This is a genomic window from Ruegeria sp. ABM4_193, assembly GCF_056158705.1.
Window position 1 is genome coordinate 30290 of record NZ_JBSWTT010000002.1, and the last position, 22108, is coordinate 52397.

Sequence of the window (22108 nt, forward strand, 5' to 3'; positions counted from 1 at the left end):
CCAACAATTTCGTTATCGAGTTTTCTGCGATACCAACTTCGTAACAATACTTCTGCGCCAGTACGGGAGTACGATGCGGTGAGAATGGCATGGCGATCTGGGTCAGATACACCGAGCTCAGCCCGTGCGCAGAGGAAAACACGCGAACATTCCGGCTAGAGTCAGCCGCTCGCCAATTGCCCAAGAAATGGCATACCGTGAGGGCGGGGTTTCGGGAATTGTGCGCCTGTAAGTTGCGACGGAACACGGAACTGTCCTCGATCCAGTGCAGCTGTGCTTGCGCGGCGCGGCTTTTGACGCAAGTCTCTACCGTCATTGGATTCATATGGGATCACAGACATGATCCGTGTGTTCACGTCCCATTAGCGTCCATAAAACCAGCTTGCTCGAATTAGTGATTTTGGGCTCCTCAATCGTTGAACAGACGGTCTCGTTGGCATATATTGCCAAAAAGGAGGCTTACGCCATGGTAACCCGCAATGTTGTACTTACAGAATTGCAGGATCAACTGGTGCAGAATCTGGTTGCGTCCGGTCGATATCAGAACGCCAGTGAAGCGTTGCGCGCCGGCCTTCGGCTTTTGGAGCGGGAAGAAGCGGGGCTGGAGTCTCTCAAACAAGGCTTGCAGGAGGGTGTAGCGCAGGCTCAGGCCGGAGATTTGGCAGAAGGCAGGGGTTCGGATGCGATCCGTCGTGCCTTTGCAAGGGCACGAGCCAAGGCGTGACCAGACCCTTTCGACTGACACGCCGCGCTGAATCCAGCCTGGTGGAAATTGCCCGATGGACCATCGACAAGTTTGGATCGCATCAAGCCGATCTTTATGAACAAGAACTAATAGCGCGCTGTCAGGCCATCACAGAGGGCAGGGTGGCCAGCCGAAGTTGTTCTATATTGGTCGAAGAGGCGGCGGATCTCAGATATGTGCGCGCAGGAGAGCATTTCCTGGTTTATCTGGATCAGCCGGACGCGGTGATCATTGTTGATATCCTGCATTCCCGTTGCGATCTGCCGCGACATGTTTCCGCGCTGGCCACGTTAACAGATGCGACAGGAAACAAGACATAGGCACAGCAGCCGGAGTTTCCCTCAAGCGGGGATTATTAAATAGTCAGTAACTACTCACCCCAGTAGATCAGTCGCCGGGTTATCCGCGATGTCCACATCGTCGTAGTATTTCTGCGCCTGGGCCATGGAGCGATGCAGGGAGAGGCGCATCGCGGCCTGGATCGGGGCGCCGTCCAGCGCGGCCTGGGTCAGGAAGCCCGAGCGCAGCCCATGGGGGAAGCGAACCCGTCCGGCAGGCCCGCCAGTTTCGCCCGACGCTTGACGATCTGCGCGATGGCATCCGGGCTGAGGCGGCGGGTTAACACCCGATCGGCTTTTGAAACAGGCCGGAACAAGGGGCCGTCCTGAATCTCACCCACCTCGATCCAATGGGCCAGCGCTTGGGCTGCGCGGCCTTTCAACACCAGCCGCGGCGTTTCACCTTTGGTTGTCGTCTTGGTCTCCAGCAGTGAAATCCAAACCAGGCTTTTCTCGTCGAACTCCTTCAGCGAGACGTCTTCAAACATCAACCCGGTGATCTCCGAGCGCCGTCTACCACCCGAAGCCCAACCCAGCATCAAGATGGCGCGGTCGCGGCAATCCCGCCGGGACCCCCGACAAGTGGACAGCAACTGCTCGAGCACATCGCGGGTAATCGGTTGCTGCGATTTTGGGGCAGGGGGCCGGGCGGCGGCGCGGCGCGCCTTGGCACGGGCCTGCTTCACCTGCGGCGCATCAAAAGGGCTGGTCAGGTTCTTCATTCGATGAAAGGCCAGCCAGGAGGCGATGCGCCGGTCCAGCGTAGAAGGGGCCGGGCAGGCGAGGGACTTGCGTAGCCCTTGCGCGATCAACATCTCGGCACTCTGACGCGCGACATCCTCGGGCGCGGCATCTCCCAGATCGCGGGCGTGATCGAGAATGAAGGCCAGCGCTGTGGCCTCGCTCTCGGGCCAGTCCAACGGCACTCCGAACCGTGCTGCCTTCCAGGCCGTTACATAGAGCAAATCGCGCTCATAGGCCCTGAGCGTGTTGGCGGGTGTGCCGCGGACATAGAGATCGGTCAGGGCGTCCTGGTCAGACTGCGACAGGGCAGGGGAGGGGGCGGGGAGATAGGGCTCAGGGGTGCTCATACGGCCCACTCTGCGCCCATTTTCCCGCAAAATCAATTATACTTGATAAGAGATACTTATCGAGTGTAACTTGAAACTGATAGCGCAACAAAAGTAACGAGCAAAAGTAACAGATTTTGCGCGTAAAGTAGGTAGAGGGCTTGCGGAATAATAAAATCGGAGGTTCTGTCGCAGGTCTGTAAACCAATTGGCATCGACATTGCGCTGGAACCGTTGGCAAACTAAATGAAATGAACAGATATTTTGCCACTGAATTGCCTTTCTGGAAGTTTGCCAGAAACACGCTGATCGTCAGTTGCCTTGCGTTGTTTCCGCTGTTGGCCATCTTCGTTTTGCGCACGCCGGGCTTTGCGACGCACCTCCTGAACAGTGGTCCCGCGTTTGTTCGGTTTTTGCGTCAGGTGGTGACGAATGGGTTGCCGGTCGTTTTCCTTTTAAATTATCTCAGCTTTTTTCTTTTCGCCGTTGGGGTAAGGGCGCGGGGCAGGGGGGCCATCCCGGCCCGGTATCTGCTAATTGACCTGCTGCTACGGGCCGTCCTGTTCATCGCGCTGCACGCGCTGATCTACGCGCTTTCGGCAGACTGGTTCGGGTCTTTCGGCGGTGATCCCGTAGTGGCGTTGCGGGTAGTCGGTCCGACGCTGGTACGCTCCGCCTACTTCGAGAACATCTCAGGCGTTTACCTGTACGCCACGCTGGTCGGAGCGCTGCCGCTATACCTATCCGTCGTTCAGAGCCAGATCGCCCACGGTACTGGATTTGCAGCCCAACTGGCACGTCGCGTACCTGGGCGCGGCGGACCTGTGACATTGGCCCTGCTACTGATGGCGGTGTCAGTGGTCGTTCTGACCACCGCGGCGGCGCTGATTGTCCGTTTACAGTCGGTTTGGGGCTGAAGGGTCAGAACGCCCTGCGTATCGCGAAGGAGACTGCGTAATCGCGTTCAAGCTGGGGCCCATCCAGATCTTGATACACAGGGATCACGCCCTCGATACCCAGGCGCGTGCCCGCCAAAACGCCCGACCCCGGCACAAGGTAATTCACTCCGATTCCGATACTCAGAAACTGGCCGCCGCGCAGGGTCGGATCAGCGGTGGGCACCATGCCTGGGTTCAGGCGCGCATCCGACCCGTCAATGTTTTCCACGATGTCGCCGACCACCCGCAACGAGGAGCTGAACTGGTCATTCCAGCGCCGTGCACCCCAAACTGTTGCTGAATAGACGTCACCCAAGGTGTAACCGGCATCATTCTCACCCATCCGGATCACGGCGGCCAGCTGGGCGCCCCAAGACCAATCCGCGTTCTGGCCCGTATAGGTGACGCCCGGCAGCAGGTCGTAGGTGCCTGAACCCAGTTGCATGGGGTAGGGCAGCAGCTGGTCCGGCCCAGCTGGCGTGGTGTCGGTCTCGTCTATCGAGCCAGTCGGCAGACTGAGGCCAAGAGATAGTTCCAGCACCTGCCCGTCGGATTTGTAGATATCATATCCGCCGATGATCTTCAGATCGCCAAACCCCTGTGCCCTGGTCTTAAAGGTCTGGCCCATGCGGGTCTGGTGCTTCATCGTCTTGCGGGTATAGGGCAGCATCGCCATCACCGAGATCTCGTCGGTCACACCGTACATCAGGCCGACCATCGCCATGTTCATGCTCATGCTGAGCGGCGCGATCGGATACTGCGACAGAACGTTCGAGGTAGACAGCGACTGCGTTCCGGTACGATTTCCGTCCATCTCCATGTTCATGTAAGAGAACACAGGCATCAAAACACCCTCGGGTGGATGCATACCGCCAACGACACCCGTTGGCGGCACCGCGTCGGGGCGCATCATCCTGGACATGCTTCCCATACCTGACATGTTGCTGGAGGCTTGCGGGTTCATCGCCACGTTGTCAGCCGGACGGGTTTCCGGTTGGGCCATGGCAGTTGACCCAAGGCTCAGCCCCCCAGCCAGTATTACAGCCTGGAGGCGTTGCCAGACGCACGTAATCTTGCTGTTGCTCCGTGTCATGATGCCCTCGTGTTCGTTTGTTTCCTGAGTCCCTGCCCTGAAAACAAAGTGTTCGGTACGTCCATCGGTGAAGTCGAAATGGTGGGGGTCTCCAGCGCTGGAAGGTCAAGGCCGCCGGCCAGATTTGCGCTCGTCAAGCATGCATCAGCCGAAGGGGGTGCGGCAATAATGCGCTTGACCCTCCAGCGCTGGATTGTCGGACAAGGCCGCAAAACCGGAAATCCGGAGGGATTGGAATGATACCGGAAATCGGGCAGTTCGCCCTGGCGCTTGCCCTGGCCGTGTCCTTGGTGCAAAGCGTATTTCCCTTGATTGGAGCAGCACGGAACAATGTCATGTGGATGCGATCGGCATCTGCGACCTCGGTCCTACTGACAGCGCTGGTTGCTATCGCCTTCGCCGCTCTGATGTGGTCCTTCGTGGTCAGCGATTTCACTGTGCTAAATGTGGCCAGCAATTCTCATTCGCTGAAACCGATGCTTTTCAAGGTGGCTGCGACCTGGGGTAGCCACGAAGGGTCGCTGCTGTTGTGGATTCTGATATTGGTGATTTTCGGGCTGGGTGTGTCTCTGTTGGCTCGGAACATCCCACTGAAACTCAAGGCGCGCACTCTGGCAGTGCAGGCCTGGATCAGCGCGGGGTTCCTGTCATTCATGCTGTTCACCTCGAACCCGTTTGACCGGGTGTTTCCGGCACCGCTGGATGGTCAGGATTTAAATCCGCTGTTGCAGGATGTCGGCCTGGCTATGCACCCGCCGTTCCTATACCTGGGTTACGTCGGCTTCTCTATCGTATTTTCTTTCGCCGTGGCTGCCCTGATTGAGGGGCGGGTCGATCCGGCATGGGCGCGGTGGGTCCGACCCTGGACATTGGCGGCCTGGGTGTTTCTGACACTTGGTATCGTTCTGGGCAGCTGGTGGGCCTATTACGAACTGGGTTGGGGCGGCTGGTGGTTCTGGGATCCGGTCGAGAATGTCTCGTTTATGCCCTGGCTTGCTGGCACAGCGCTGTTCCATTCGGCCATTGTGACCGAAAAGCGCGGCAGCTTCAAAAGTTGGACGATCCTACTGGCCGTTTTGACCTTCTCGTTGTCCTTGTTGGGGACATTCATTGTCCGCTCAGGCTTGCTTACATCGGTCCATGCGTTTTCGGTCGATCCCGAACGCGGCATTTACATCTTGGCGCTGTTGGCTGTCGCGATCGGTGGTTCATTGACGCTGTTTGCCATACGCGCACCGGAGATGGAGGGCGGCGGTCTTTTTGCCCCGATCAGCCGCGAGGCCGGTTTGCTTATTAACAACCTGCTGCTGGCCACCGCAACGGCGACGGTTCTATTCGGTACGCTTTATCCGCTTTTGCTTGAGGCTGTGACAGGTGAAAAGATTTCGGTTGGACCACCTTATTACAACGCCAGTTTCGTGCCGATCATGCTGGTTCTAGTCGTTGTAATGGGGATTGGGCCGCTGTTGTCATGGAAGCGGGCGGATTTGCGCGGTGTTCTGTCCCGGCTCAAATGGGTGGCCGGGGTTAGCCTGCTCGTAGCGTTGCTTGTGTGGTATCTGGATACCGGCGGCCCAGCCTTGGCGGTAGTGTCGATCGGCCTTGCGGTTTGGTTGCTGGGCGCTGTGCTGACAGAGTGGGCCAGCCGAATTAAGCTGGGTGAGGCACCGTTGGCCGAGTCCCTGCGTCGGGCCCGCAGCCTACCGCGTTCTCATTACGGCATGGTCGTGGCCCATGCGGGGTTGGCTGTCTGTATGATCGGCTTTATCGGGTCCAGCGCTTGGAAATCCGAGGTCGTGACTTTTGCCGAGCCCGGAACACAGATTGAGATAGCAGGGTTCGACGTGCGTTTTGACGGTGTGGAACAGCTTCGCGGTCCGAACTATCTGTCTCGCGCGGCCACACTGACGGTATTTCGCGATGGCGCTTATGTCACCACGCTTCAACCCGAGCGCAGGGCCTATCTCGTGGCGGGTACCAGTACGACCGAGTCAGCAATTCGAACGACGTTGGCAGGGGACCTTTACGCCTCAATATCGGAACCGGCGGCGGAATCAGAACAGAGCAAATGGACCCTGCGTATCTTGTATGAGCCATTGGTGGTCTGGATCTGGATAGGTTCAGGATTGTTAGCATTTGGTGGTGTCTTGTCACTCTCCGATCGGCGTCTACGCGTCGGTGCACCACGAAAACGGACTGGGCAGAGCTCCGTTGCGGTGGCGGCGGAGTAGGGCAATGAAACGTCTATTTGCACTGTTCCCAATTACGATTGCCGGCATCCTGGGTGCCTTCCTGCTATGGGGACTGAATCCCGATCGCGATCCAAACGAAATCCCGTCTGTTTTGATCTCGCAGCCGGTGCCTGAGTTCGACTTGCCGCCGGTCGAAGGGCTGGATACCCACGGGCTGTCCAGTACCGATCTGGTGGAAAATGACGGGTCAGCTCCGATCGTGGTCAACGTGTTTGCGTCCTGGTGCGTGCCCTGCCGGGCCGAACATGCGGTGCTGACGCGTATGGTACGCGATGAGGGCATTCGCCTGATGGGCATTAACTACAAAGACAAGCCGCAGGACGCGCGGAAATGGCTCGACGATCTGGGCAACCCTTATGAGCGCATCGGTTCCGACCTGGACGGCCGAGCCGGGATCGAATGGGGGATTTCCGGCGTGCCGGAGACCTTTGTGATTGATGGCGCGGGCAAGGTCGTATTCCGTTTTGTCGGCCCGGTGCTGGGCGACGAGGCAATTTCAAAGATGCGCACCGCGCTGGATCAGGCGCGGGCGGCCGGAGGAGAGGCGTCATGATACGTCGCATTGTAATTACCGCGGTCACTCTGGCGATGCTGGTGTCGCAGCCGGCATTCGCGGTTGAGCCCGACGAGATACTTGCAGATCCGGTATTGGAAGAGCGGGCCCGGGCGATTTCGAAACAGGTGCGATGCGTGGTGTGCCAGAACCAAGACATCGACAGTTCTAACGCTGGCGTGGCGCGCGACCTTCGTCTGCTTGTGCGCGAACGGCTGGTGGCAGGCGACACGGACCAGCAGGTTATGGACTTTCTGGTTGCGCGTTATGGCGACTATGTTCTGTTCAACCCGCCATGGAAGCCATCAACTTACATTCTGTGGGTTGCGCCTATCGTCATCCTGGGGCTGGGTGGTATCGCGACTGCAGCGGTATTGACCCAAAATGCGCGCCGATATCGGAAGTCGCGAAAACAAGAGACGGAACGCGGCGCGAGCGAAGAACGGAATCCCGAAAACCATTCACTCACGGAGCCGCACGCATGATCTGGATTATCTTTTCATTCATGGCCGTGGCGGTGTTTCTGACGCTCGCCCTCTCCGGCCTGGGGCGCAAGACCTCGGACTTGTCGAGACGCGAAAGCGCCTCTGCCATCTTTTCCGACCAGATCGGCGAAGTGGAGAAGGACCTGGAACGAGGAATTATCTCAGCCGAAGAGGCCAAGGCCGCCAGAGCCGAGATAGAACGTCGCCTGAAGGCGATTGACCGGCAATCGGACGACAAAGCGATAATGGGCCATTCCGGGCGTGCGCTGATTTTACTTGCCGCGCTGGTAGTTCCAGCGCTCGGAGCCGGTCTTTATTGGCAACTGGGTAGTCCCTACATCCCCAGCCAGCCATTTGCCCAACGCGAGGGGGAGCAGGCCGAAGCCCGTGAAATCGCCGACCTTGCCGTGCGCCTGAAGTCGCGGCTTGAGGCGGATGAAACCGGCGGGCCAACCGAGGGATGGGTGTTGTTGGCTCAGACCTATATGCGTATGGGACGCTTTGGAGATGCCGCAGACGCGTTCGAGGGGTTGCTGGACCGACCCAATGCGAATTCAGCGCTGGTGTCGCAATATGGCGAGGCGTTGGTCTATGCCGATGACGGTGTCGTTACGCCCAAGGCCGATCGGGCGTTTGAACGAGCCTTGGAACTGGACCCATCGAACCCAGCAGCGACATTCTACAAAGCCATTGGTCTGGAGCAGGCTGGATCGCCTGATAAGGCCTATGACCTACTGAAGACGCGGATGGACGCCGAAGAGGAGTTCCGGCCATGGATGGAGAGTTTTGTGGCCCAGCTTAACCGCATCGCCCCGTCGATCGGACGGGCTCCGGTGAATCTGGCGGCTTTTGCCCCTTCCATGCCCGGCCCAACTGCCGATCAGGTGGCGGCGGCCGAGGAGATGTCAGACGAAGACCGGCAGGCCTTCATCCGCTCGATGGTCGAACGGCTTGCGAGCCGGATGCAGGAAAACCCAGGCGATCTGGACGGCTGGATGCGGCTGGGCAACGCCTATTCGGTGCTGGGCGAGACCGACGGCGCCCGGAACGCCTATGGCAGGGCAAGGGATCTGGCGGATGACCTGCCGCAGGGGGATCCGCGCAAGGTGGCAATCGACCGGGCATTGCTGGAACTGGGGGGTTGATTCCCGCAGCCCGGCGTGGATCGGGCCGGCGCCGACTTCGCGCTGATGCCCAGTGAGCCATCTGGAAAATTCCGGTTTAGGCTATCGCATGCCGATCTTTAGGAGGTTGAGACCATGAAAGTTGAAACGTTTTCTGATCTAATTGTCTGGACGCGGGAAATGCATCATTGGCTCGCCGAATGTTTGGCCCACTGTTCGACACAGTCAGAGCAGGAGCTGGCCAGGATGTTGCTTACCTACCTCGCCGATCATGAGGCTGCTCTGGAGAAAATCGTCGATGGTTTCGTGAAACGAGCCGATCCCAAAGCGCTCAACACCTGGGTATATGACTATTTGGGCAATGAGCCGATCGACCCACATCGCGCCTGCGACAGGCCGTTCGCACAGATGAGCGTCGATGAGATCTGCGAAGCGGTCTTCGATCTTCACAATCAGGTGATCGACTTATATCGGTATTTGCACGGGCGTGCCGAGATACCCGAGGCACGCGAACTCTTTCAGGCGATACTGGATATGGAAGAGCACGAGACCATGCGTTTAGCGCAGCAGAGCAACCGCGTCCGGGATATGTGAACTCCGGGGTCAGGATCCGCTTTCCACGGCTCCGCCCGCAATCGGCGCGGCCTGTTCCATCGCGTCGAGAATGGCGTTCGTGGTCAAGATCTCTGGCAGGGCGATGCCTTCGGGGGCCGACGGGCCGTAGACGATGTTGAAGGGGATCCCGAACCGTCCATTGTCCTCAAGGAAACGGGCGATCACATCGTCGGGGCGGGTCCAGTCGGCCTGCATCGGAATTGCTTTGTCCGATTGCAGTGTTGCCAGAACCTCGCCGCGTTCCAGCACCAGCGCTTTGTTGGCCTTGCAGGTCAGACACCAGTCGGCTGTGACATCGACGAAAACCACCTCGCCGCGCGACACAAGGCGGGCGATTTCGGGGCGGCTGAAGGTAATCCAAGGGATCTCTCCGGCTGGTTCAAGCAGCCTGGACCGGTCTTTGCCGGCAATCGCAACCGGTGCGGCAAACGCTGCGGTCAGCGTCAGCAACAGGGCTGTCCAGCGCAAAACGGGTGGCATCATCGTACTTTTCCAGATCAACAGGACCAGAACAGTTGCAGCCAGCACGGTAGCAGTTGCAGCAGTGTCTCCGGCCACCCCGACCATCACCCAGACCAACCAGCCGATCGTGGTCAGCAGTGCCGCCGACAGGGCCCATTTTAATCCCACCATCCAACGCCCCGGTTTAGGCAGAGCGGCGGTAAGTTTCGGGTGCACTGCAACCAGCAGGTAAGGAATGGCCAGCCCGACCCCCATTGCGGTGAAGATCGCCACGATATCCACCGGTCGGCCGGTCAGGGCAAAGGCCACCGCCGTGCCGAGGAAGGGGGCCGAGCAGGGCGTCGCCAGAACTGCTGAGAAGGCTCCGGTCAGGAAATCCCCGACCAGCGACACGCGGCCCTTTTCGACATGGGCAAGCCGGGTGTTCAGCGACTGCGGCAGCGTGATCTCGAACAAGCCCGCGAGGCTGGTTGCAAAAACCGCCAGCACCACGATCATCACCGCAAGGAAAAGCGGATTCTGGAACTGGATGCCCCAGCCGACGGAATAGCCCAGCGACCGCGCCGCAATGGTGATAGCCGCCAACAGCCACATGAATGTCAGGATTCCGGCTGCCGAAGCCAGGAACCCGGCGCGAATCTGAGCCGCAGAGCGGTCGCGAGCCTTTACCGCCGAGGAAAGCTTGATCGAAAGCACTGGCAGTACGCAGGGCATGACATTCAGAATCAACCCGCCGCCCACCGCCAGCAAAATGATCCAGACCAGCGCGCTGGCTGAAGTTTCGGCGGCCGCGATCTCATATGGTGGCGGGGTAGGGGGAGCGTCGGTACGGGGCGAAAACTCGGCCACGCGGTTGGTGTCGGTAACCGTGACGGACAAGGCGGGGGGGTCCTGTGCCAGAGCGAGGACCGGGAACTGCACCCATAGCTGACGCCTGTCGCCAGCGAGCCGGATGTCGGGTGCACCAAACGCGGTGTCACGTCCCATGTCGGGAAAGACATCAGGCGCATCAAAGGGCAGGTCGCTGGTGAAATTCAGCGTCAGCATCTCGGACTCGGTATCCAGGGTCGCGGCGTCGGACTTCATTCCGCTTGTGTTTCCCGTGGTTGGCACCCGCGACAGAAAGGCATTTATAAGCCGGGCCGAGTCCTGATCCCGACCCGTTCCCTGAGTCAGCGACAAGTCCAGCGAAAACTCGACCGGCACACAGATATCGGAACAGATCAGCGTTGTCACAGCGGCCTTCAAGTCAACTGGCGCTCCGGGGTTCTCGAGTGTGACGGTCAGCGGAAAGACCACTTCGTCCTTGTACCCGAAATTCTCGATCCCGAAGGCGCGAAAACGGATCGGCGCGGGCCAGTGAAACTGTACGTCGCTGACGTTTTGCGAGCCGTTCCAAGTGATCTTGGGCGGAATTCCCACCTCACCAGGCGACTTCCAGTAGGTTTTCCAATCTTCGCCCAGTTTCAGATGCAGTCCTGCAGTGATCGTCTTGACGTCAGGCGCGATCCCGTCCTGCGCGGTAATTATGTGTGCGACCAGGGGCTCTGATTCATACGCTTGGGATGTAGCTGCAAGGCTTGTCCCGGCGGAAGTCTGGCCAAAGATTAACCCCAAGATCATAATACATAAATTTAGGAGTGTTCTTGCCATTGCGCGTTGCCATCGGTTGTTTTGCACCCGTCTCTGCCAGATTCCAGCGCTGGAGGGTCAACGAGCCGGAATGTCACATCCCCACGATCAGCTCACGAAACCTTCGCGCCCGTCTTCGCAGATGAAATAGGCCCCGCCATCCGCGCCCTCCCATTGAACCCGGCAACCTTGGGGCAGGGCGTATTCAGGCTGCGGCGGTTGCAGCGGGCATAGTTTAGGGCGTGGTGCGCAAGCCGCCAGCGAAAGAGCGGCCAGCGACATGGCGGCCAACCTTGAGCACCAAAGCTTCATGATTGAAGATTATTGCCGGTGTACTGGGTTCGGTCCGACCGCGGCGTCTGTTGCCTTTGGTCTTTCCGATTCAGATTTGTTCGAATGACAGGATTTTTCCATCGCCTTGTGCATAAAGAAATGGGCTCCGAGGCACAGGATCAACGGTGCGAAAAGACCCAAGGAGTCAGAAAGCCCACCAACCGTCCCGCCGGCGATCAAGTAGAGAGCGATCGGCGTTATCATGGCAATGCAACATACCATCATGCCCCATTTCATTATCTTGCCGCCGCTAACCGGTACTGACGCCTGCGGCGCGTTTGCAGTCTGTTTTTCTTTCACATTCAACTCCAAAATTTGGATTGGAGACCTCTGCTAACGCCTTCCCACGATGGAAGGTCAAGCTGTTTTGGCGCGAAGCGAATTTGACGCTGTCAAACCAGTCCAGCATTTGCTTGGGCCTTACTTGGTGCATAGACACGGCCGGAACAGGGAAGTTTTTAGGGGTATGAACAGCAGGCATTGTCGTCCCGACGCCTGGTGAAGTTTCAGGTTAAACACGAAGCTGCCTAGGTCACTTTAAGCCTTGAAAACTCGCGGGTGGGTCGAAGCGATATCGAACGAATAATTGAATGGACAAATCTTCCCCCGTCGCGGATTGTCTAATCCCCTGGGTACTAACTCCAGACACCAACCAGCCAATAGGAGCGCTATCAATGCTGACCAGACGACATTTTGTTGCAGCCTCGCTCGCCATTTTCTCTCAGCCGGTTTTTGGAGTGACGTCGGCGGCGGCCTCGCAATGGTCGGAGTGGGATGCGCAAGTAACTCCAGCCAATTTTGATCCCGCAACATCCAATCCCTGGGGTTTACACCCACGTTTCCTGCCTCAGCGTGTGCAAACCAATCGACCACTTACTCCGGGTGACATTCATGTCGACGCGGTGGCACGATATCTGTATTTCATCGAAGACGGTGGCACAGCAATGCGTTACGGCGTAGCCATTGCCCGAGGCAATCTTTACGAGCCCGGAGTCTACACGATCAAGCGAAAGGCCAAATGGCCGCGTTGGACTCCTACAGCCGAAATGATTGAGCGCGACCCTGATGAATATGCGCAATTCGCAGATGGTGTGCCCGGTGGGCCGACAAACCCATTGGGATCAAGGGCGTTTTATCTGTTCGAAGGTGGTCGCGACACATACCTGCGAATTCACGGAACGCCTTATCCAAGATCTATCGGAGGTCGCGCAAGTTCTGGCTGCGTAAGGATGGCGATGCCACATATCATCGGGCTTTATGATCGTGTCAGGCCAGGGTCCACGGCTCATCTCTACCCTCCCGAGCGGCTTCTGACCGCGACCAGCTGACAGGCGCTTGTCAGGCGCGCGTACAGATTGGGCGCCCTTCAATAGTCCTAAGTGGTAGGTAGGTTGTTTCAACTGGCCCAACATAGCGATACCAATAGCAACCGTCCTCAGGCATGATTTTCACTGCGTTCAGGTCCTGGCCCGGAGCAGCAATCTGGGCTACGGCGTCAGGAACTTGGGAAAGCGTTCCGGGCTCGCTATCTGCAGATATTGACGTTGTTTCGGTACAAGCGCCGATGAACAAAAGTGCGGCCAGTGCTTGGAAAGCTTTCCTGAAGGACATGGTGTTTAGTCCACTGTGATTGTCATTTGTAGTGCCTGCTACCCTCGCATCGACGGGTGATCACATCAATTCACCAAGAACTAAGCAATTGTTAGCGTTGCTTTTTTGTGTTCGGTTGATTCAAGAAAGTCAGGTTTTGCTTAAAGCAGCCTGGAGTTACGTCCAAGAAAAATTGCTTTTCCACAATGACTTGATGATTTGGGTCCGCCTTCTAAGGAAATATCCCTGCGCCAACGGCAACGACAATTCAGACGAGACATCCCATATGAAATGTCATTTGCGTGTTGACCTTCCAGCGCAGGAACCGGGCATACGAGTTATTTGAGTCGGAAAAAAAGAATAAACTTTGGGATGGCAGGCATGAAACGGAGCAAAGAAGGAAAGGTTGTTACGCGACGTGGAGTGATTGCCGCGTTTGCTGCGACGACGCTTTTTCCAGCACCGGCCGTTTGGGCCCAATCAACGGCAACTGAGGGGACGCGCCGCAATGTTTCCTCATTCCGCGTTGCTAAATGGCAGGACCACTTTGATACGCTTAAGAATGGTGTGATCCTGTCCGATACACAGTCCAAGGTCCTGCAATATTGGTCGGAAGACGAAAGCGTCTACCGAATGTATCCAACCAGCGTACCGCTGACGGAAGACCTTACAAGGCTGGGCTACACCACAGTTACTCGCAAGGTCGAAGGGCCGTCTTGGCGACCGACACCAGCAATGAAAAAGCGCAACCCCGCTTGGCCCGATTATGTGGGCCCGGGTCCGGAGAATCCTCTGGGGACACATGCACTTTATTTGAGCTGGCAATACTACCGGATCCACGGCACCAACGACACGCGCAAGATCGGGAGAAGATCCTCCAACGGCTGCATTGGCTTGTACAACGAGCAGATTGCGGAATTGTTCGAACTGGCCACTGTGGGCACTCAGGTAAAACTGATCTGACCTTGGTCAGGCCGATTTTTTTTGCGCGCGTTGAACCTAAGAACTGACAATCATGTGAAGAACAGAGATGGATAAACTTACACTCTTGATCGGCGGAGTAGTGATCGCAGGCGCCGCCGCGTTCGTCTACAACTTAAATCAGCAACCAACAGGTCACTCGATGACGCCGCCCGATACGTCAGCACTGGAGCAAGGAGACCCAATCGAAAACGTCACTCTGCCGGACCAGCTAAGCGAATTTGCGGCCGTCGGCAAAGTGGCATTCGACGCCAAATGCTCGGCGTGCCATGGCGCGAATGCAACAGGTCTGGAAGGCCTTGCACCACCTTTGGTGCATAAAATCTATGAACCAAGCCACCATTCGGACGAGTCATTTTATGTGGCAGTCCAGAATGGAGTTCGGGCACACCATTGGAAGTTCGGCAATATGCCGCCGGTCGATGGCTTGACCCGTGCGGATGTGAAGGGCATCGTGGCGTATATCAGAGAGCTGCAGCAGGAAAACGGGATTTTCTGAAGGTGACGAGCCGAATGGGCAGTGCAATTCGTTACATCATACTGTCAATGGTGCTGACCATTGGCGGGCTGCTTGTGACGGCCAATTCTGCTCATGCACATGGCAGTGGTTCTCAGCACGTGATTGACCAAACGGACTCCGCGGACGTTGAGCATGTCAAGCAGGGTCATCCCGGACATTGTCATGGCGGAACGATTTGCAACGCTGTTGGTCTATTTTCGATGGGTCCACCACCGCCTGGCCCCCAAGATACTGAACAAAGATACTCGATCCCTCGAGCCCAATACCGGGTTCTCGGTATCGCGGCGTTTGACCCACCACCGCCGCGTGTCCTGATCTGACCAGTCGAATTGCGCTCAACCTGGGCGCGTCGAAGCAGACGACAAGGACAAAACAATGAACATTCTGAAAATGACCACAGGCGTTGCCCTGGTTTCTCTGTTCGCAGCCGCCGCCCTGGCGCATGGTGGCGCAACCGGCATCGTCAAAGAACGCATGGATGGTATGTCCGCGATGAAGGACAGCATGAAGATCCTTACGCCGATGATGCAGGGGAAAACGCCCTACAATGCGCAAACGGTACGAAGCGAGGCCAAGAAAATCGGGCGTCACGCTGGCGAGAGCATGACAAAGCTGTTTCCAGAGGGATCTGATGGCAAACCCTCGGAGGCCAAATCGGAGATCTGGCAGGATTGGGGTTCATTTGCAGAGTTAGCCAGGCAGTTGGAAACCTACTCTGAAGGCCTTGTGCTTGCGGCGGACAACGGGTTGATGATGTCCGGGTCGGGCCATGGTTCGGGCATGATGGGCGGCGCATCCATGATGGGTGCCGGAATGATGGGCGGCAGTCCAAACCAGGCACAACTTTCTGAAATGCCGGCAGATGGTGTGTTCATGATGCTGAGCCAGACATGCTCGGCATGTCACACGCAGTTTCGGTCGGAATAGGAATGCGTCATGAGACCGATATTCCGATTGGGCCTTGCTGCCGCCGTAACGGCGTCAGCGGGACTTGTTGCCGTGATGGCTTGGCCAATTGGCCAGCCCTTACAAGCTCTCGACATTCAGGGTGACGTTAACCGCGGGGCTTATCTGGCAAGGGCAAGTGGCTGTATCGCTTGCCACACAGATTTTGCCAAAGGGGGCGCGCCCTTGGCCGGTGGGGTGGAGTTGGATACCCCGTTCGGCACGCTCTTTTCACCGAACCTGACCACAGATCCCGATCACGGGATCGGTGACTGGACAATCGAGGAGTTTGCTCGCGCTGTGCGTCAAGGCGTGTCACCCGGCGGACAACCCTACTACCCGGCCTTTCCTTATCCGTTCTATGCCAATTTCACGGATCAGGATATCGCCGATCTCTGGGCCGCCTGGCAAACGGTTGCACCGGTAGCGGAACCGTCAAAAGAACAGGAAATGGCGTTCCCCTTCAATCAGAGATGGGGCCTGAAGCTGTGGCGCGCGGCTTTTCTGGAACCACCCCGTACTGATCCCGTGCCGGGCAATGACGAAGTGTGGAACCGGGGTCGGCTACTGGTCGAAGGTGCTACGCATTGTGCGGCCTGCCACACCGGGAGGAACCTGGCTGGCGCAAGAAATTCGGACACGGAACACTTCAAAGGAAGTGACTCCCTGCCGGGCGGTGACAAGGCACCGGCCATCGACTTTGAGACCCTGCAAAAGCGTGGTTGGACGGTAGATGATTTGGCCTACGCGTTGCGCACCGGCGTCATGCCTGATGGCGATGTCTTCGGCGGCGCCATGGGAGAGGTCGTAAACTATGGCACCAGCTTTCTGACAGACGAAGACCGGAAGGCAATGGCGACCTATCTGCTGGATGTGCACGACGGGGGATAATCGAGTGAGAGATCAAATTTTCTTTGGAGGGAAGTCCTCATGAAGCTCAATCGCAGGCAATTCGTTGCAGGCACGTCGGCACTAATCGCAGTGCCGACTATCGGGAGGGCGGCTACCGCCCCCCGAATAATCGAGGCGCGTTCAGGATTGGCACGTGTTGCCCCCGACAGCTATCCTGAAACCGAGATATGGGGATATGATGGCGGTGTTCCGGGCCCCGAAATTCGTGCCAGGCAGGGCGAAACGGTTCGCCGGACACTCCTGAACTCACTGCCTCAGCCTACGGCAATCCATTGGCACGGATTGCGGGTTCCGAACAATATGGACGGGGTGCCGGGCCTTACGCAGGAGGCTGTACCAACCGGCGGCGAATTTCAGTATGACTTGCCTCTGAAGGACGCGGGGACCTTCTGGTATCACTCTCACAACCAGTCAACGGAACAAGTGGCCAGGGGCCTTTACGGCGCGTTCATCGTCGACGAAACGGACCCGCCGGACACGGACCATGACATCACGATCCTTCTGGATGATTGGCGGTTGGGTAAGGACGCTCAAATAGTAGATGATTTTGGTGCAATGCATGATTGGACCCATGCAGGTCGCATGGGTAACTACGTTCACGCACGTATATCGCCCATGACCGAAGTTTTGACGAACCAGCGTTTGCGAATTCGAATGGTCAACGTGGCAACTGATCGGATCATGTATGTCTCAGTAGGTGGCGCAAACGGGAAACTGGTCGCTTATGATGGCATGCCTGTAAGGCAGCCAGAGGATTTTGAAACCCTTGTTTTCGGGCCTGCACAGCGAGCAGACTTAATTGTTGATGTCACAGCGGAATCGAACGAATCCGTTCAAATAACTCTTCACGAACGCGATGAATCGTTTGTCATCGCTGAGATTCCGGTTTCGGGAAGCGGCACATCTGCTAACCGCGGTGTGATCGCAGCCCTGCCACCCAACCCTGCTTCTTTTCTCGAAGATGTTTCTGACGCTTTGACAGTTCCATTGGTGATGGAAGGCGGGGCGATGGGCGGACTGCGTCAAGGCACTTTTAACGGCCGGGTCATGAGCACCAATGAATTGGTCCAGGAAGGGCAGATCTGGACATTCAACGGTGTCGCCGGGTTACCTGAAAACCCACTTGCTGCCGTTTCGCGTGGCGACATAGTCCGGATTCAGATGCAGAACGACACCGTCTTTCCGCACGCTATGCACTTGCACGGGACGCACTTTCAGGAAGTTCTGCCGAACGGCAGCCTGGGGCCGCTGCGGGACACAATCCTGGTTGACCGGATAGAAACGCGGGAGATTGCGTTCGTTGCGGATAACCCGGGGGACTGGCTGTTTCATTGCCACATGCTGTCGCATCAGGCCGCTGGTATGAAGACCTGGCTGAGCGTGGCGTGATGAACAAGAGCGCGGCGAAATGGGTGTCACTGGCTGCTGTGGTGATCATTGTCGCGGTCGCTGGCTGGGGCCTGGGTGGGCGTGCGCAGAACAGTTCATCGGCGGATTCGGCACGTGGTGCAGTTTTGTACGCCGAAAACTGCGCGTCATGCCACGGGGCAGATTTGGAGGGTCAGCCGGATTGGCAAACACCTGATCCGGATGGCGTCTTGCGGGCGCCCCCGCATGACCGAACCGGGCACACCTGGCATCACGGCGACAAGCTGTTGTTCGACTATACAAAGTTTGGCGGGGACCAAACTTTGAAACAGATGGGTGTCGCTGACGTCAAAAGCGGCATGCCAGGCTTCGGGGACACTCTGTCGGATCAGGATATCTGGGACATCCTCGCCTTCATCAAGGAGAGTTGGCCGGATCGGGAACGCAAGCTGCAAGAGCAACGCACCGAAGCAGAACAAACGGAAGGAAACTGATGTGAAACGAATACTTGCAGGCTTAGTCGCTATCGCCATGTCGATTGGCATTCCTATGGCACGCGCCGACGAGCTGTCTGACTCCGATGTAAAACGGCTGGCTCTCGAAGCCATTTTGGAAAACCCTGAGATCATCATGCAGGCGATTCAACTGCTTCAACAGCGCGAGGATCAGGCAAAAGCCGAAGCAATTGGAAGCGTCTTGGAAAATCAGCGTGAATTGCTGGAACAGGATCCGAATGCGCCTGTCATCGGAAACCCGGAAGGCGATGTAACCGTGGTCGAGTTTTTTGACTACAACTGCCCATATTGCAAACGCGCTGCCCCGGTCGTGAAAAACGTAATCGCAGGCGATTCCGATGTACGAGTTGTCTATCGAGAATGGCCCATACTCGGAGAAGGTTCCGACTTCGCGGCACGCGCCGCGCTTGCCTCACGTAATCAGGGAAAATATGAAGAATTTCATTGGGCGCTTATGGCTCTGAACGGTCGTGCCACTGAGGCCAGTGTACTGAAAGTTGTCCGTGAACTCGGCCTGGACGAGGATCAATTGCGCGCAGATATGGAGGCGCCGGAAGTCGACGCACATATTCAGGTGTCCATGGAATTGGCCCGACAGCTTGGCTTCAGTGGCACCCCCTCGTTTGTGATTGGAGATGCTCTTGCCCCGGGGCTGATCGCCGAAGATGAAATGACCCGGCTAATCGAGGCAGTCAGAGACGCAAGATAAAACCAAGGCGGCGACAGAATGCGCCCCTAAGTGTCTCATGCGACCGTGGCTTCGTATCCCTCGGACTTCAGAGCAGCAAGGATTTGATCAAGTGGATTGGCGCTTAAGACACGTACCCTGCGGTTTTCCATGTCAAAGTCCAACTGTGCGGAGGAATCCACCGTGGCAACGGCTTTTTCGATTGCTGACTTGCAGTGCCCGCAGCTCATATCCGGGATATTTAGGGTCGTCATGGATGTTTGCTCCTGTTTTCCGTTGTCCCGGCTAAAGTATTCCAGCACAGGAAGGTCAAGTCGTGAAAATTGGATCGCCAAAATTAGTGGAAAAGAAAGTCAACCCCATCACTTGACCTTCCACTTGCTGGAACCCTTATGTTGCCCGTCAGCAGAACATTTGTGGTGACAATATGACTGAAATTTCACATGCACGGTTTCAAGTTCAGGGTATGAGCTGCGCTTCTTGCGTAGGGCGCGTCGAGCGCGCGTTGAAAGATGTGCCAGGGGTAGATGCCGCTTCGGTTAATCTCGCCAGCGAAAGCGTTCAGGTCGATTTCCGCGATCCAGCCGATAAAGCGGCCATTGCTGATGCGTTAAACAGCGCCGGATATCCGGCACGGACGGAAGAGGTAACGCTGGATATTCAGAACATGTCCTGCGCATCGTGCGTGGGGCGCGTTGAGCGGGCATTGCAAGCAGATGATGGCGTCTTGTCCGCGTCGGTCAATCTGGCCACCGAAAGTGCAACTGTACGTTATGCTGAGGGAGTCACAACACCCGAAGCCATCGCGGCGCTTGCGGCATCTGCTGGCTATCCGGCGAGCCTGCGATCCGCGACGCAGACCGAACCACAAGACCGCAAAGCCAAAGAGATTCGCCAATTGGCCCGGCGAACAAGCTTTGCCGCCTTGCTCGCTTTGCCGGTCTTTATCCTTGAAATGGGCTCGCATGTTATTCCGGGCATGCACCACCTGATAGCGAGCACGATCGGCATCCAGAAAAGCTATTACCTGCAATTCCTTCTGACCACGATCGTTCTTTTTGGGCCAGGTTTGCAGTTCTACACCAAGGGCTTCCCTTCCTTGTTCAAAGGCGCGCCGGACATGAACTCTCTGGTGTCCCTGGGCACTTCGGCGGCCTATGGGTTCTCGCTTGTTTCCACCTTTGCGCCGGGTGTTCTTCCCGCCGGCACCGCAAACGTCTACTACGAGGCCGCAGCGGTGATCGTGGTTCTCATATTGCTGGGGCGGTTCCTCGAGGCGCGCGCCAAGGGGCGAACTGGTGAAGCGATCCGAAAATTGGTCGGTCTGCAGGCAAAAACAGCGCGAGTTGAGCGCGACGGATCGGTTGTCGAGCTACCGATCGAGCAGATCGTTGTAGGGGATATTGTGCACGTTCGACCGGGCGAAAAAATCGCGGTGGATGGTGCCGTAGTGACCGGCGCGTCATATGTCGATGAAAGCATGATCACCGGCGAGCCGGTTCCTGCCGAAAAGACCGAGGGCGCAACTGTGGTCGGCGGAACAGTCAATGGCGCGGGCGCATTGACGTACCGGGCTGAAAAGGTCGGCGCAGACACTATGTTGGCCCAGATCATTCAAATGGTCGAACAAGCCCAGGGGGCCAAGCTTCCGATTCAAGGCCTGGTCGATCGCATCACGCTGTGGTTCGTGCCGGTAGTGATCGCTGTGGCCGTTGTGACTGTGCTGGTTTGGATGTTGTTCGGACCCGATCCCGCGCTCAGCCTGGCGTTGGTAGCCGGGGTTGCGGTACTGATCATTGCTTGCCCCTGCGCCATGGGGTTGGCCACACCCACCTCAATCATGGTCGGCACCGGCCGTGCGGCCGAGATGGGTGTCCTTTTCCGAAAGGGCGACGCCTTGCAAATGCTGCAGGAAACCACTGTTGTTGCGGTAGACAAGACAGGGACCTTGACCGAAGGGCGCCCGGAGCTGACCGACCTTATTGTGGCCGAAGGATTGGCCGAGGATGAGGTTCTGCGCCTTGTTGCTGCCGTTGAGGTCACATCCGAACATCCGATCGCCACGGCCATCGTGCGCGCGGCTGAAACCCGTGGTCTGGAGCTTTCGAAGCCAGAAGACTTCACGTCGATCACCGGTTACGGGGTAAGCGCCTCGGTCGAAGGCCATACAATCTTGATCGGGGCCGACCGCCTGATGAGTCGCGAAGGGGTTGAAATGGGCGCGTTGTCTGATCGGGGCGCTGAACTCGCAATCAACGGAAAGACTCCACTTTATGCCTCCGTAGACGGAGTTATCGCAGCCGTCATCGCCGTGGCGGACCCAATCAAGACCACAACGCCAGACGCAATTGAAGCTTTGCACGGACTGGGGCTGAAAGTAGCGATGATTACCGGCGACAATACCGCTACAGCCAAATCCATCGCGGCGCAGCTTGGCATCGATCATGTCGTGGCCGAGGTTCTGCCCGAAGGTAAAGTATCCGCGTTGCAAGATCTGCGCTCAAATGGCGGAAAACTGGCCTTTGTGGGTGATGGCATCAATGATGCCCCCGCTCTGGCGGCGGCTGACGTAGGAATTGCGATCGGGACAGGCACTGACATCGCCATCGAGGCGGCCGACGTCGTTCTGATGTCAGGCGACCTGACAGGCGTGGTCAACGCCTTCGATATTAGTCAGCGCACCATGCGTAACATCCGACAAAACCTGTTCTGGGCTTTCAGCTACAACACGCTGCTCATACCGGTTGCAGCGGGGGTGCTCTATCCGTTTGGCGGCCCGTTGCTGTCGCCGGTTCTGGCTGCAGGTGCCATGGCGCTGTCCAGTGTATTTGTCCTGACCAACGCGCTGCGGTTGCGCTGGGTTAAGCCGATCAAAGTTGGGCGAGAACAGATCTCGCAGAATGAAGAGCAGGCGCTGCGATCAGCGCCTGCTGAATAGAAAAGGAGAAC

General features: G+C 57.4%; 24 protein-coding genes. 18 read left to right on the forward strand and 6 right to left on the reverse strand.

Features of this window, described 5'->3' with window-relative positions; all coding sequences use genetic code 11:
- The first annotated feature begins 466 nt into the window (after positions 1-466).
- Together ACXADZ_RS17990 and ACXADZ_RS17995 are read left to right on the forward strand one after the other, a co-directional pair.
- The gene (locus tag ACXADZ_RS17990; RefSeq protein WP_475198670.1) at positions 467-724 is read left to right on the forward strand and encodes a type II toxin-antitoxin system ParD family antitoxin; all 258 of its coding nucleotides are present in this window, start codon (positions 467-469) and stop codon (positions 722-724) included.
- Positions 721-1065, forward strand: coding sequence for a type II toxin-antitoxin system RelE/ParE family toxin (locus ACXADZ_RS17995; RefSeq protein ID WP_170417859.1), 345 nt, complete (start codon positions 721-723; stop codon positions 1063-1065). Before ACXADZ_RS17990 ends, ACXADZ_RS17995 begins: the two co-directional genes overlap by 4 nt.
- Before the next feature lie 188 nt (positions 1066-1253).
- Here ACXADZ_RS17995 and ACXADZ_RS18000 read toward each other — a convergent pair whose 3' ends face one another.
- Positions 1254-2174 carry a tyrosine-type recombinase/integrase gene (locus tag ACXADZ_RS18000; protein WP_475198671.1) on the reverse strand — a complete coding sequence of 307 codons (921 nt, stop codon included), beginning with the start codon at positions 2172-2174 and terminating at the stop codon, positions 1254-1256.
- 230 nt (positions 2175-2404) lie between these two features.
- Here ACXADZ_RS18000 and ACXADZ_RS18005 point away from each other — a divergent pair, with 230 nt between their 5' ends.
- Positions 2405-3070 (forward strand): hypothetical protein, encoded by a 666-nt coding sequence (locus ACXADZ_RS18005; protein WP_050605729.1) that lies wholly within the window; start codon positions 2405-2407, stop codon positions 3068-3070.
- 4 nt (positions 3071-3074) lie between these two features.
- On the opposite strand, the gene ACXADZ_RS18010 is transcribed toward ACXADZ_RS18005, so the two are convergent.
- A complete protein-coding gene (locus tag ACXADZ_RS18010) occupies positions 3075-4184 on the reverse strand; it encodes a transporter (RefSeq protein WP_170417865.1) in 1110 nt (369 codons plus the stop codon).
- Positions 4185-4420: 236 nt separating this feature from the next.
- On the opposite strand from ACXADZ_RS18010, the gene ACXADZ_RS18015 reads away from it, so the two are divergent.
- The 5 genes from ACXADZ_RS18015 (at position 4421) to ACXADZ_RS18035 (ending at position 9192) form a co-directional block, all read left to right on the forward strand.
- Positions 4421-6415, forward strand: a complete 1995-nt coding sequence (locus tag ACXADZ_RS18015; RefSeq protein ID WP_170417870.1) for a heme lyase CcmF/NrfE family subunit — start codon at positions 4421-4423, stop codon at positions 6413-6415.
- A gap of 4 nt (positions 6416-6419) precedes the next feature.
- The gene (locus ACXADZ_RS18020; protein WP_170417873.1) at positions 6420-6989 is read left to right on the forward strand and encodes a DsbE family thiol:disulfide interchange protein; all 570 of its coding nucleotides are present in this window, start codon (positions 6420-6422) and stop codon (positions 6987-6989) included.
- Positions 6986-7474: a cytochrome c-type biogenesis protein gene (locus tag ACXADZ_RS18025; RefSeq protein ID WP_170417876.1), complete on the forward strand. Its 489-nt coding sequence runs from the start codon at positions 6986-6988 to the stop codon at positions 7472-7474. The genes ACXADZ_RS18020 and ACXADZ_RS18025 overlap by 4 nt, the downstream gene beginning before the upstream one ends.
- A complete protein-coding gene (gene ccmI / locus ACXADZ_RS18030; protein WP_170417878.1) occupies positions 7471-8619 on the forward strand; it encodes a c-type cytochrome biogenesis protein CcmI in 1149 nt (382 codons plus the stop codon). Before ACXADZ_RS18025 ends, ccmI begins: the two co-directional genes overlap by 4 nt.
- Before the next feature lie 114 nt (positions 8620-8733).
- Positions 8734-9192 carry an ATPase gene (locus tag ACXADZ_RS18035; protein ID WP_170417881.1) on the forward strand — a complete coding sequence of 153 codons (459 nt, stop codon included), beginning with the start codon at positions 8734-8736 and terminating at the stop codon, positions 9190-9192.
- Between the two features lie 9 nt (positions 9193-9201).
- On the opposite strand, the gene ACXADZ_RS18040 is transcribed toward ACXADZ_RS18035, so the two are convergent.
- The 3 genes from ACXADZ_RS18040 to ACXADZ_RS18050 form a co-directional block, all read right to left on the reverse strand.
- A complete protein-coding gene (locus tag ACXADZ_RS18040; RefSeq protein WP_253285959.1) occupies positions 9202-11328 on the reverse strand; it encodes a protein-disulfide reductase DsbD family protein in 2127 nt (708 codons plus the stop codon).
- 87 nt (positions 11329-11415) lie between these two features.
- Positions 11416-11589, reverse strand: a complete 174-nt coding sequence (locus tag ACXADZ_RS18045; RefSeq protein WP_170417885.1) for a hypothetical protein — start codon at positions 11587-11589, stop codon at positions 11416-11418.
- A gap of 39 nt (positions 11590-11628) precedes the next feature.
- Entirely contained in the window at positions 11629-11940 is a 312-nt protein-coding gene (locus tag ACXADZ_RS18050; protein WP_255612174.1) for a DUF2933 domain-containing protein, read from the reverse strand.
- Positions 11941-12314: 374 nt separating this feature from the next.
- Between ACXADZ_RS18050 and ACXADZ_RS18055 the strand changes: the two genes are divergently transcribed.
- The 9 genes from ACXADZ_RS18055 (at position 12315) to ACXADZ_RS18095 (ending at position 19180) form a co-directional block, all read left to right on the forward strand.
- Complete coding sequence (locus tag ACXADZ_RS18055; protein WP_050605720.1) at positions 12315-12968, forward strand: L,D-transpeptidase; 654 nt, start codon at positions 12315-12317, stop codon at positions 12966-12968.
- Between the two features lie 634 nt (positions 12969-13602).
- Entirely contained in the window at positions 13603-14193 is a 591-nt protein-coding gene (locus tag ACXADZ_RS18060) for a L,D-transpeptidase (protein ID WP_170417888.1), read from the forward strand.
- A gap of 67 nt (positions 14194-14260) precedes the next feature.
- Complete coding sequence (locus ACXADZ_RS18065) at positions 14261-14710, forward strand: c-type cytochrome (RefSeq protein WP_170417891.1); 450 nt, start codon at positions 14261-14263, stop codon at positions 14708-14710.
- Positions 14711-14863: 153 nt separating this feature from the next.
- Positions 14864-15046: a hypothetical protein gene (locus ACXADZ_RS18070; RefSeq protein WP_157054267.1), complete on the forward strand. Its 183-nt coding sequence runs from the start codon at positions 14864-14866 to the stop codon at positions 15044-15046.
- Between the two features lie 60 nt (positions 15047-15106).
- On the forward strand, positions 15107-15658 hold the full coding sequence (locus tag ACXADZ_RS18075; protein ID WP_475198676.1) for a c-type cytochrome: 552 nt from the start codon (positions 15107-15109) through the stop codon (positions 15656-15658).
- A 9-nt stretch (positions 15659-15667) separates the two neighbouring features.
- Complete coding sequence (locus ACXADZ_RS18080) at positions 15668-16567, forward strand: c-type cytochrome (RefSeq protein WP_050605716.1); 900 nt, start codon at positions 15668-15670, stop codon at positions 16565-16567.
- Positions 16568-16606: 39 nt separating this feature from the next.
- Positions 16607-17977, forward strand: a complete 1371-nt coding sequence (locus ACXADZ_RS18085; RefSeq protein WP_170634718.1) for a multicopper oxidase family protein — start codon at positions 16607-16609, stop codon at positions 17975-17977.
- Positions 17977-18450, forward strand: coding sequence for a c-type cytochrome (locus ACXADZ_RS18090; protein WP_170634716.1), 474 nt, complete (start codon positions 17977-17979; stop codon positions 18448-18450). Before ACXADZ_RS18085 ends, ACXADZ_RS18090 begins: the two co-directional genes overlap by 1 nt.
- Position 18451: 1 nt before the next feature.
- Positions 18452-19180 carry a DsbA family protein gene (locus ACXADZ_RS18095; protein WP_475190680.1) on the forward strand — a complete coding sequence of 243 codons (729 nt, stop codon included), beginning with the start codon at positions 18452-18454 and terminating at the stop codon, positions 19178-19180.
- Between the two features lie 35 nt (positions 19181-19215).
- On the opposite strand, the gene ACXADZ_RS18100 is transcribed toward ACXADZ_RS18095, so the two are convergent.
- Entirely contained in the window at positions 19216-19413 is a 198-nt protein-coding gene (locus tag ACXADZ_RS18100; RefSeq protein WP_170634714.1) for a heavy-metal-associated domain-containing protein, read from the reverse strand.
- Between the two features lie 173 nt (positions 19414-19586).
- On the opposite strand from ACXADZ_RS18100, the gene ACXADZ_RS18105 reads away from it, so the two are divergent.
- The gene (locus ACXADZ_RS18105) at positions 19587-22097 is read left to right on the forward strand and encodes a heavy metal translocating P-type ATPase (protein ID WP_475198678.1); all 2511 of its coding nucleotides are present in this window, start codon (positions 19587-19589) and stop codon (positions 22095-22097) included.
- Positions 22098-22108: the final 11 nt, after the last annotated feature.

What these genes read in the sequence shown, in the direction of transcription:
- ACXADZ_RS18040 (WP_253285959.1), bottom strand. Translation starts at nt 11,328, where the DNA reads ATGGCAAGAACACTCCTAAATTTATGTATTATGATCTTGGGGTTAATC.
- ACXADZ_RS18090 (WP_170634716.1), top strand. Translation starts at nt 17,977, where the DNA reads ATGAACAAGAGCGCGGCGAAATGGGTGTCACTGGCTGCTGTGGTGATC.
- ACXADZ_RS18105 (WP_475198678.1), top strand. Translation starts at nt 19,587, where the DNA reads ATGACTGAAATTTCACATGCACGGTTTCAAGTTCAGGGTATGAGCTGC.
- ACXADZ_RS18080 (WP_050605716.1), top strand. Translation starts at nt 15,668, where the DNA reads ATGAGACCGATATTCCGATTGGGCCTTGCTGCCGCCGTAACGGCGTCA.
- ccmI (WP_170417878.1), top strand. Translation starts at nt 7,471, where the DNA reads ATGATCTGGATTATCTTTTCATTCATGGCCGTGGCGGTGTTTCTGACG.
- ACXADZ_RS18070 (WP_157054267.1), top strand. Translation starts at nt 14,864, where the DNA reads ATGTCAAGCAGGGTCATCCCGGACATTGTCATGGCGGAACGATTTGCA.
- ACXADZ_RS18065 (WP_170417891.1), top strand. Translation starts at nt 14,261, where the DNA reads ATGGATAAACTTACACTCTTGATCGGCGGAGTAGTGATCGCAGGCGCC.
- ACXADZ_RS18025 (WP_170417876.1), top strand. Translation starts at nt 6,986, where the DNA reads ATGATACGTCGCATTGTAATTACCGCGGTCACTCTGGCGATGCTGGTG.
- ACXADZ_RS18020 (WP_170417873.1), top strand. Translation starts at nt 6,420, where the DNA reads ATGAAACGTCTATTTGCACTGTTCCCAATTACGATTGCCGGCATCCTG.
- ACXADZ_RS18045 (WP_170417885.1), bottom strand. Translation starts at nt 11,589, where the DNA reads ATGTCGCTGGCCGCTCTTTCGCTGGCGGCTTGCGCACCACGCCCTAAA.
- ACXADZ_RS18075 (WP_475198676.1), top strand. Translation starts at nt 15,107, where the DNA reads ATGAACATTCTGAAAATGACCACAGGCGTTGCCCTGGTTTCTCTGTTC.
- ACXADZ_RS18010 (WP_170417865.1), bottom strand. Translation starts at nt 4,184, where the DNA reads ATGACACGGAGCAACAGCAAGATTACGTGCGTCTGGCAACGCCTCCAG.
- ACXADZ_RS18005 (WP_050605729.1), top strand. Translation starts at nt 2,405, where the DNA reads ATGAACAGATATTTTGCCACTGAATTGCCTTTCTGGAAGTTTGCCAGA.
- ACXADZ_RS18035 (WP_170417881.1), top strand. Translation starts at nt 8,734, where the DNA reads ATGAAAGTTGAAACGTTTTCTGATCTAATTGTCTGGACGCGGGAAATG.
- ACXADZ_RS17990 (WP_475198670.1), top strand. Translation starts at nt 467, where the DNA reads ATGGTAACCCGCAATGTTGTACTTACAGAATTGCAGGATCAACTGGTG.
- ACXADZ_RS18000 (WP_475198671.1), bottom strand. Translation starts at nt 2,174, where the DNA reads ATGAGCACCCCTGAGCCCTATCTCCCCGCCCCCTCCCCTGCCCTGTCG.
- ACXADZ_RS18085 (WP_170634718.1), top strand. Translation starts at nt 16,607, where the DNA reads ATGAAGCTCAATCGCAGGCAATTCGTTGCAGGCACGTCGGCACTAATC.
- ACXADZ_RS18100 (WP_170634714.1), bottom strand. Translation starts at nt 19,413, where the DNA reads ATGACGACCCTAAATATCCCGGATATGAGCTGCGGGCACTGCAAGTCA.
- ACXADZ_RS18055 (WP_050605720.1), top strand. Translation starts at nt 12,315, where the DNA reads ATGCTGACCAGACGACATTTTGTTGCAGCCTCGCTCGCCATTTTCTCT.
- ACXADZ_RS18015 (WP_170417870.1), top strand. Translation starts at nt 4,421, where the DNA reads ATGATACCGGAAATCGGGCAGTTCGCCCTGGCGCTTGCCCTGGCCGTG.
- ACXADZ_RS18060 (WP_170417888.1), top strand. Translation starts at nt 13,603, where the DNA reads ATGGCAGGCATGAAACGGAGCAAAGAAGGAAAGGTTGTTACGCGACGT.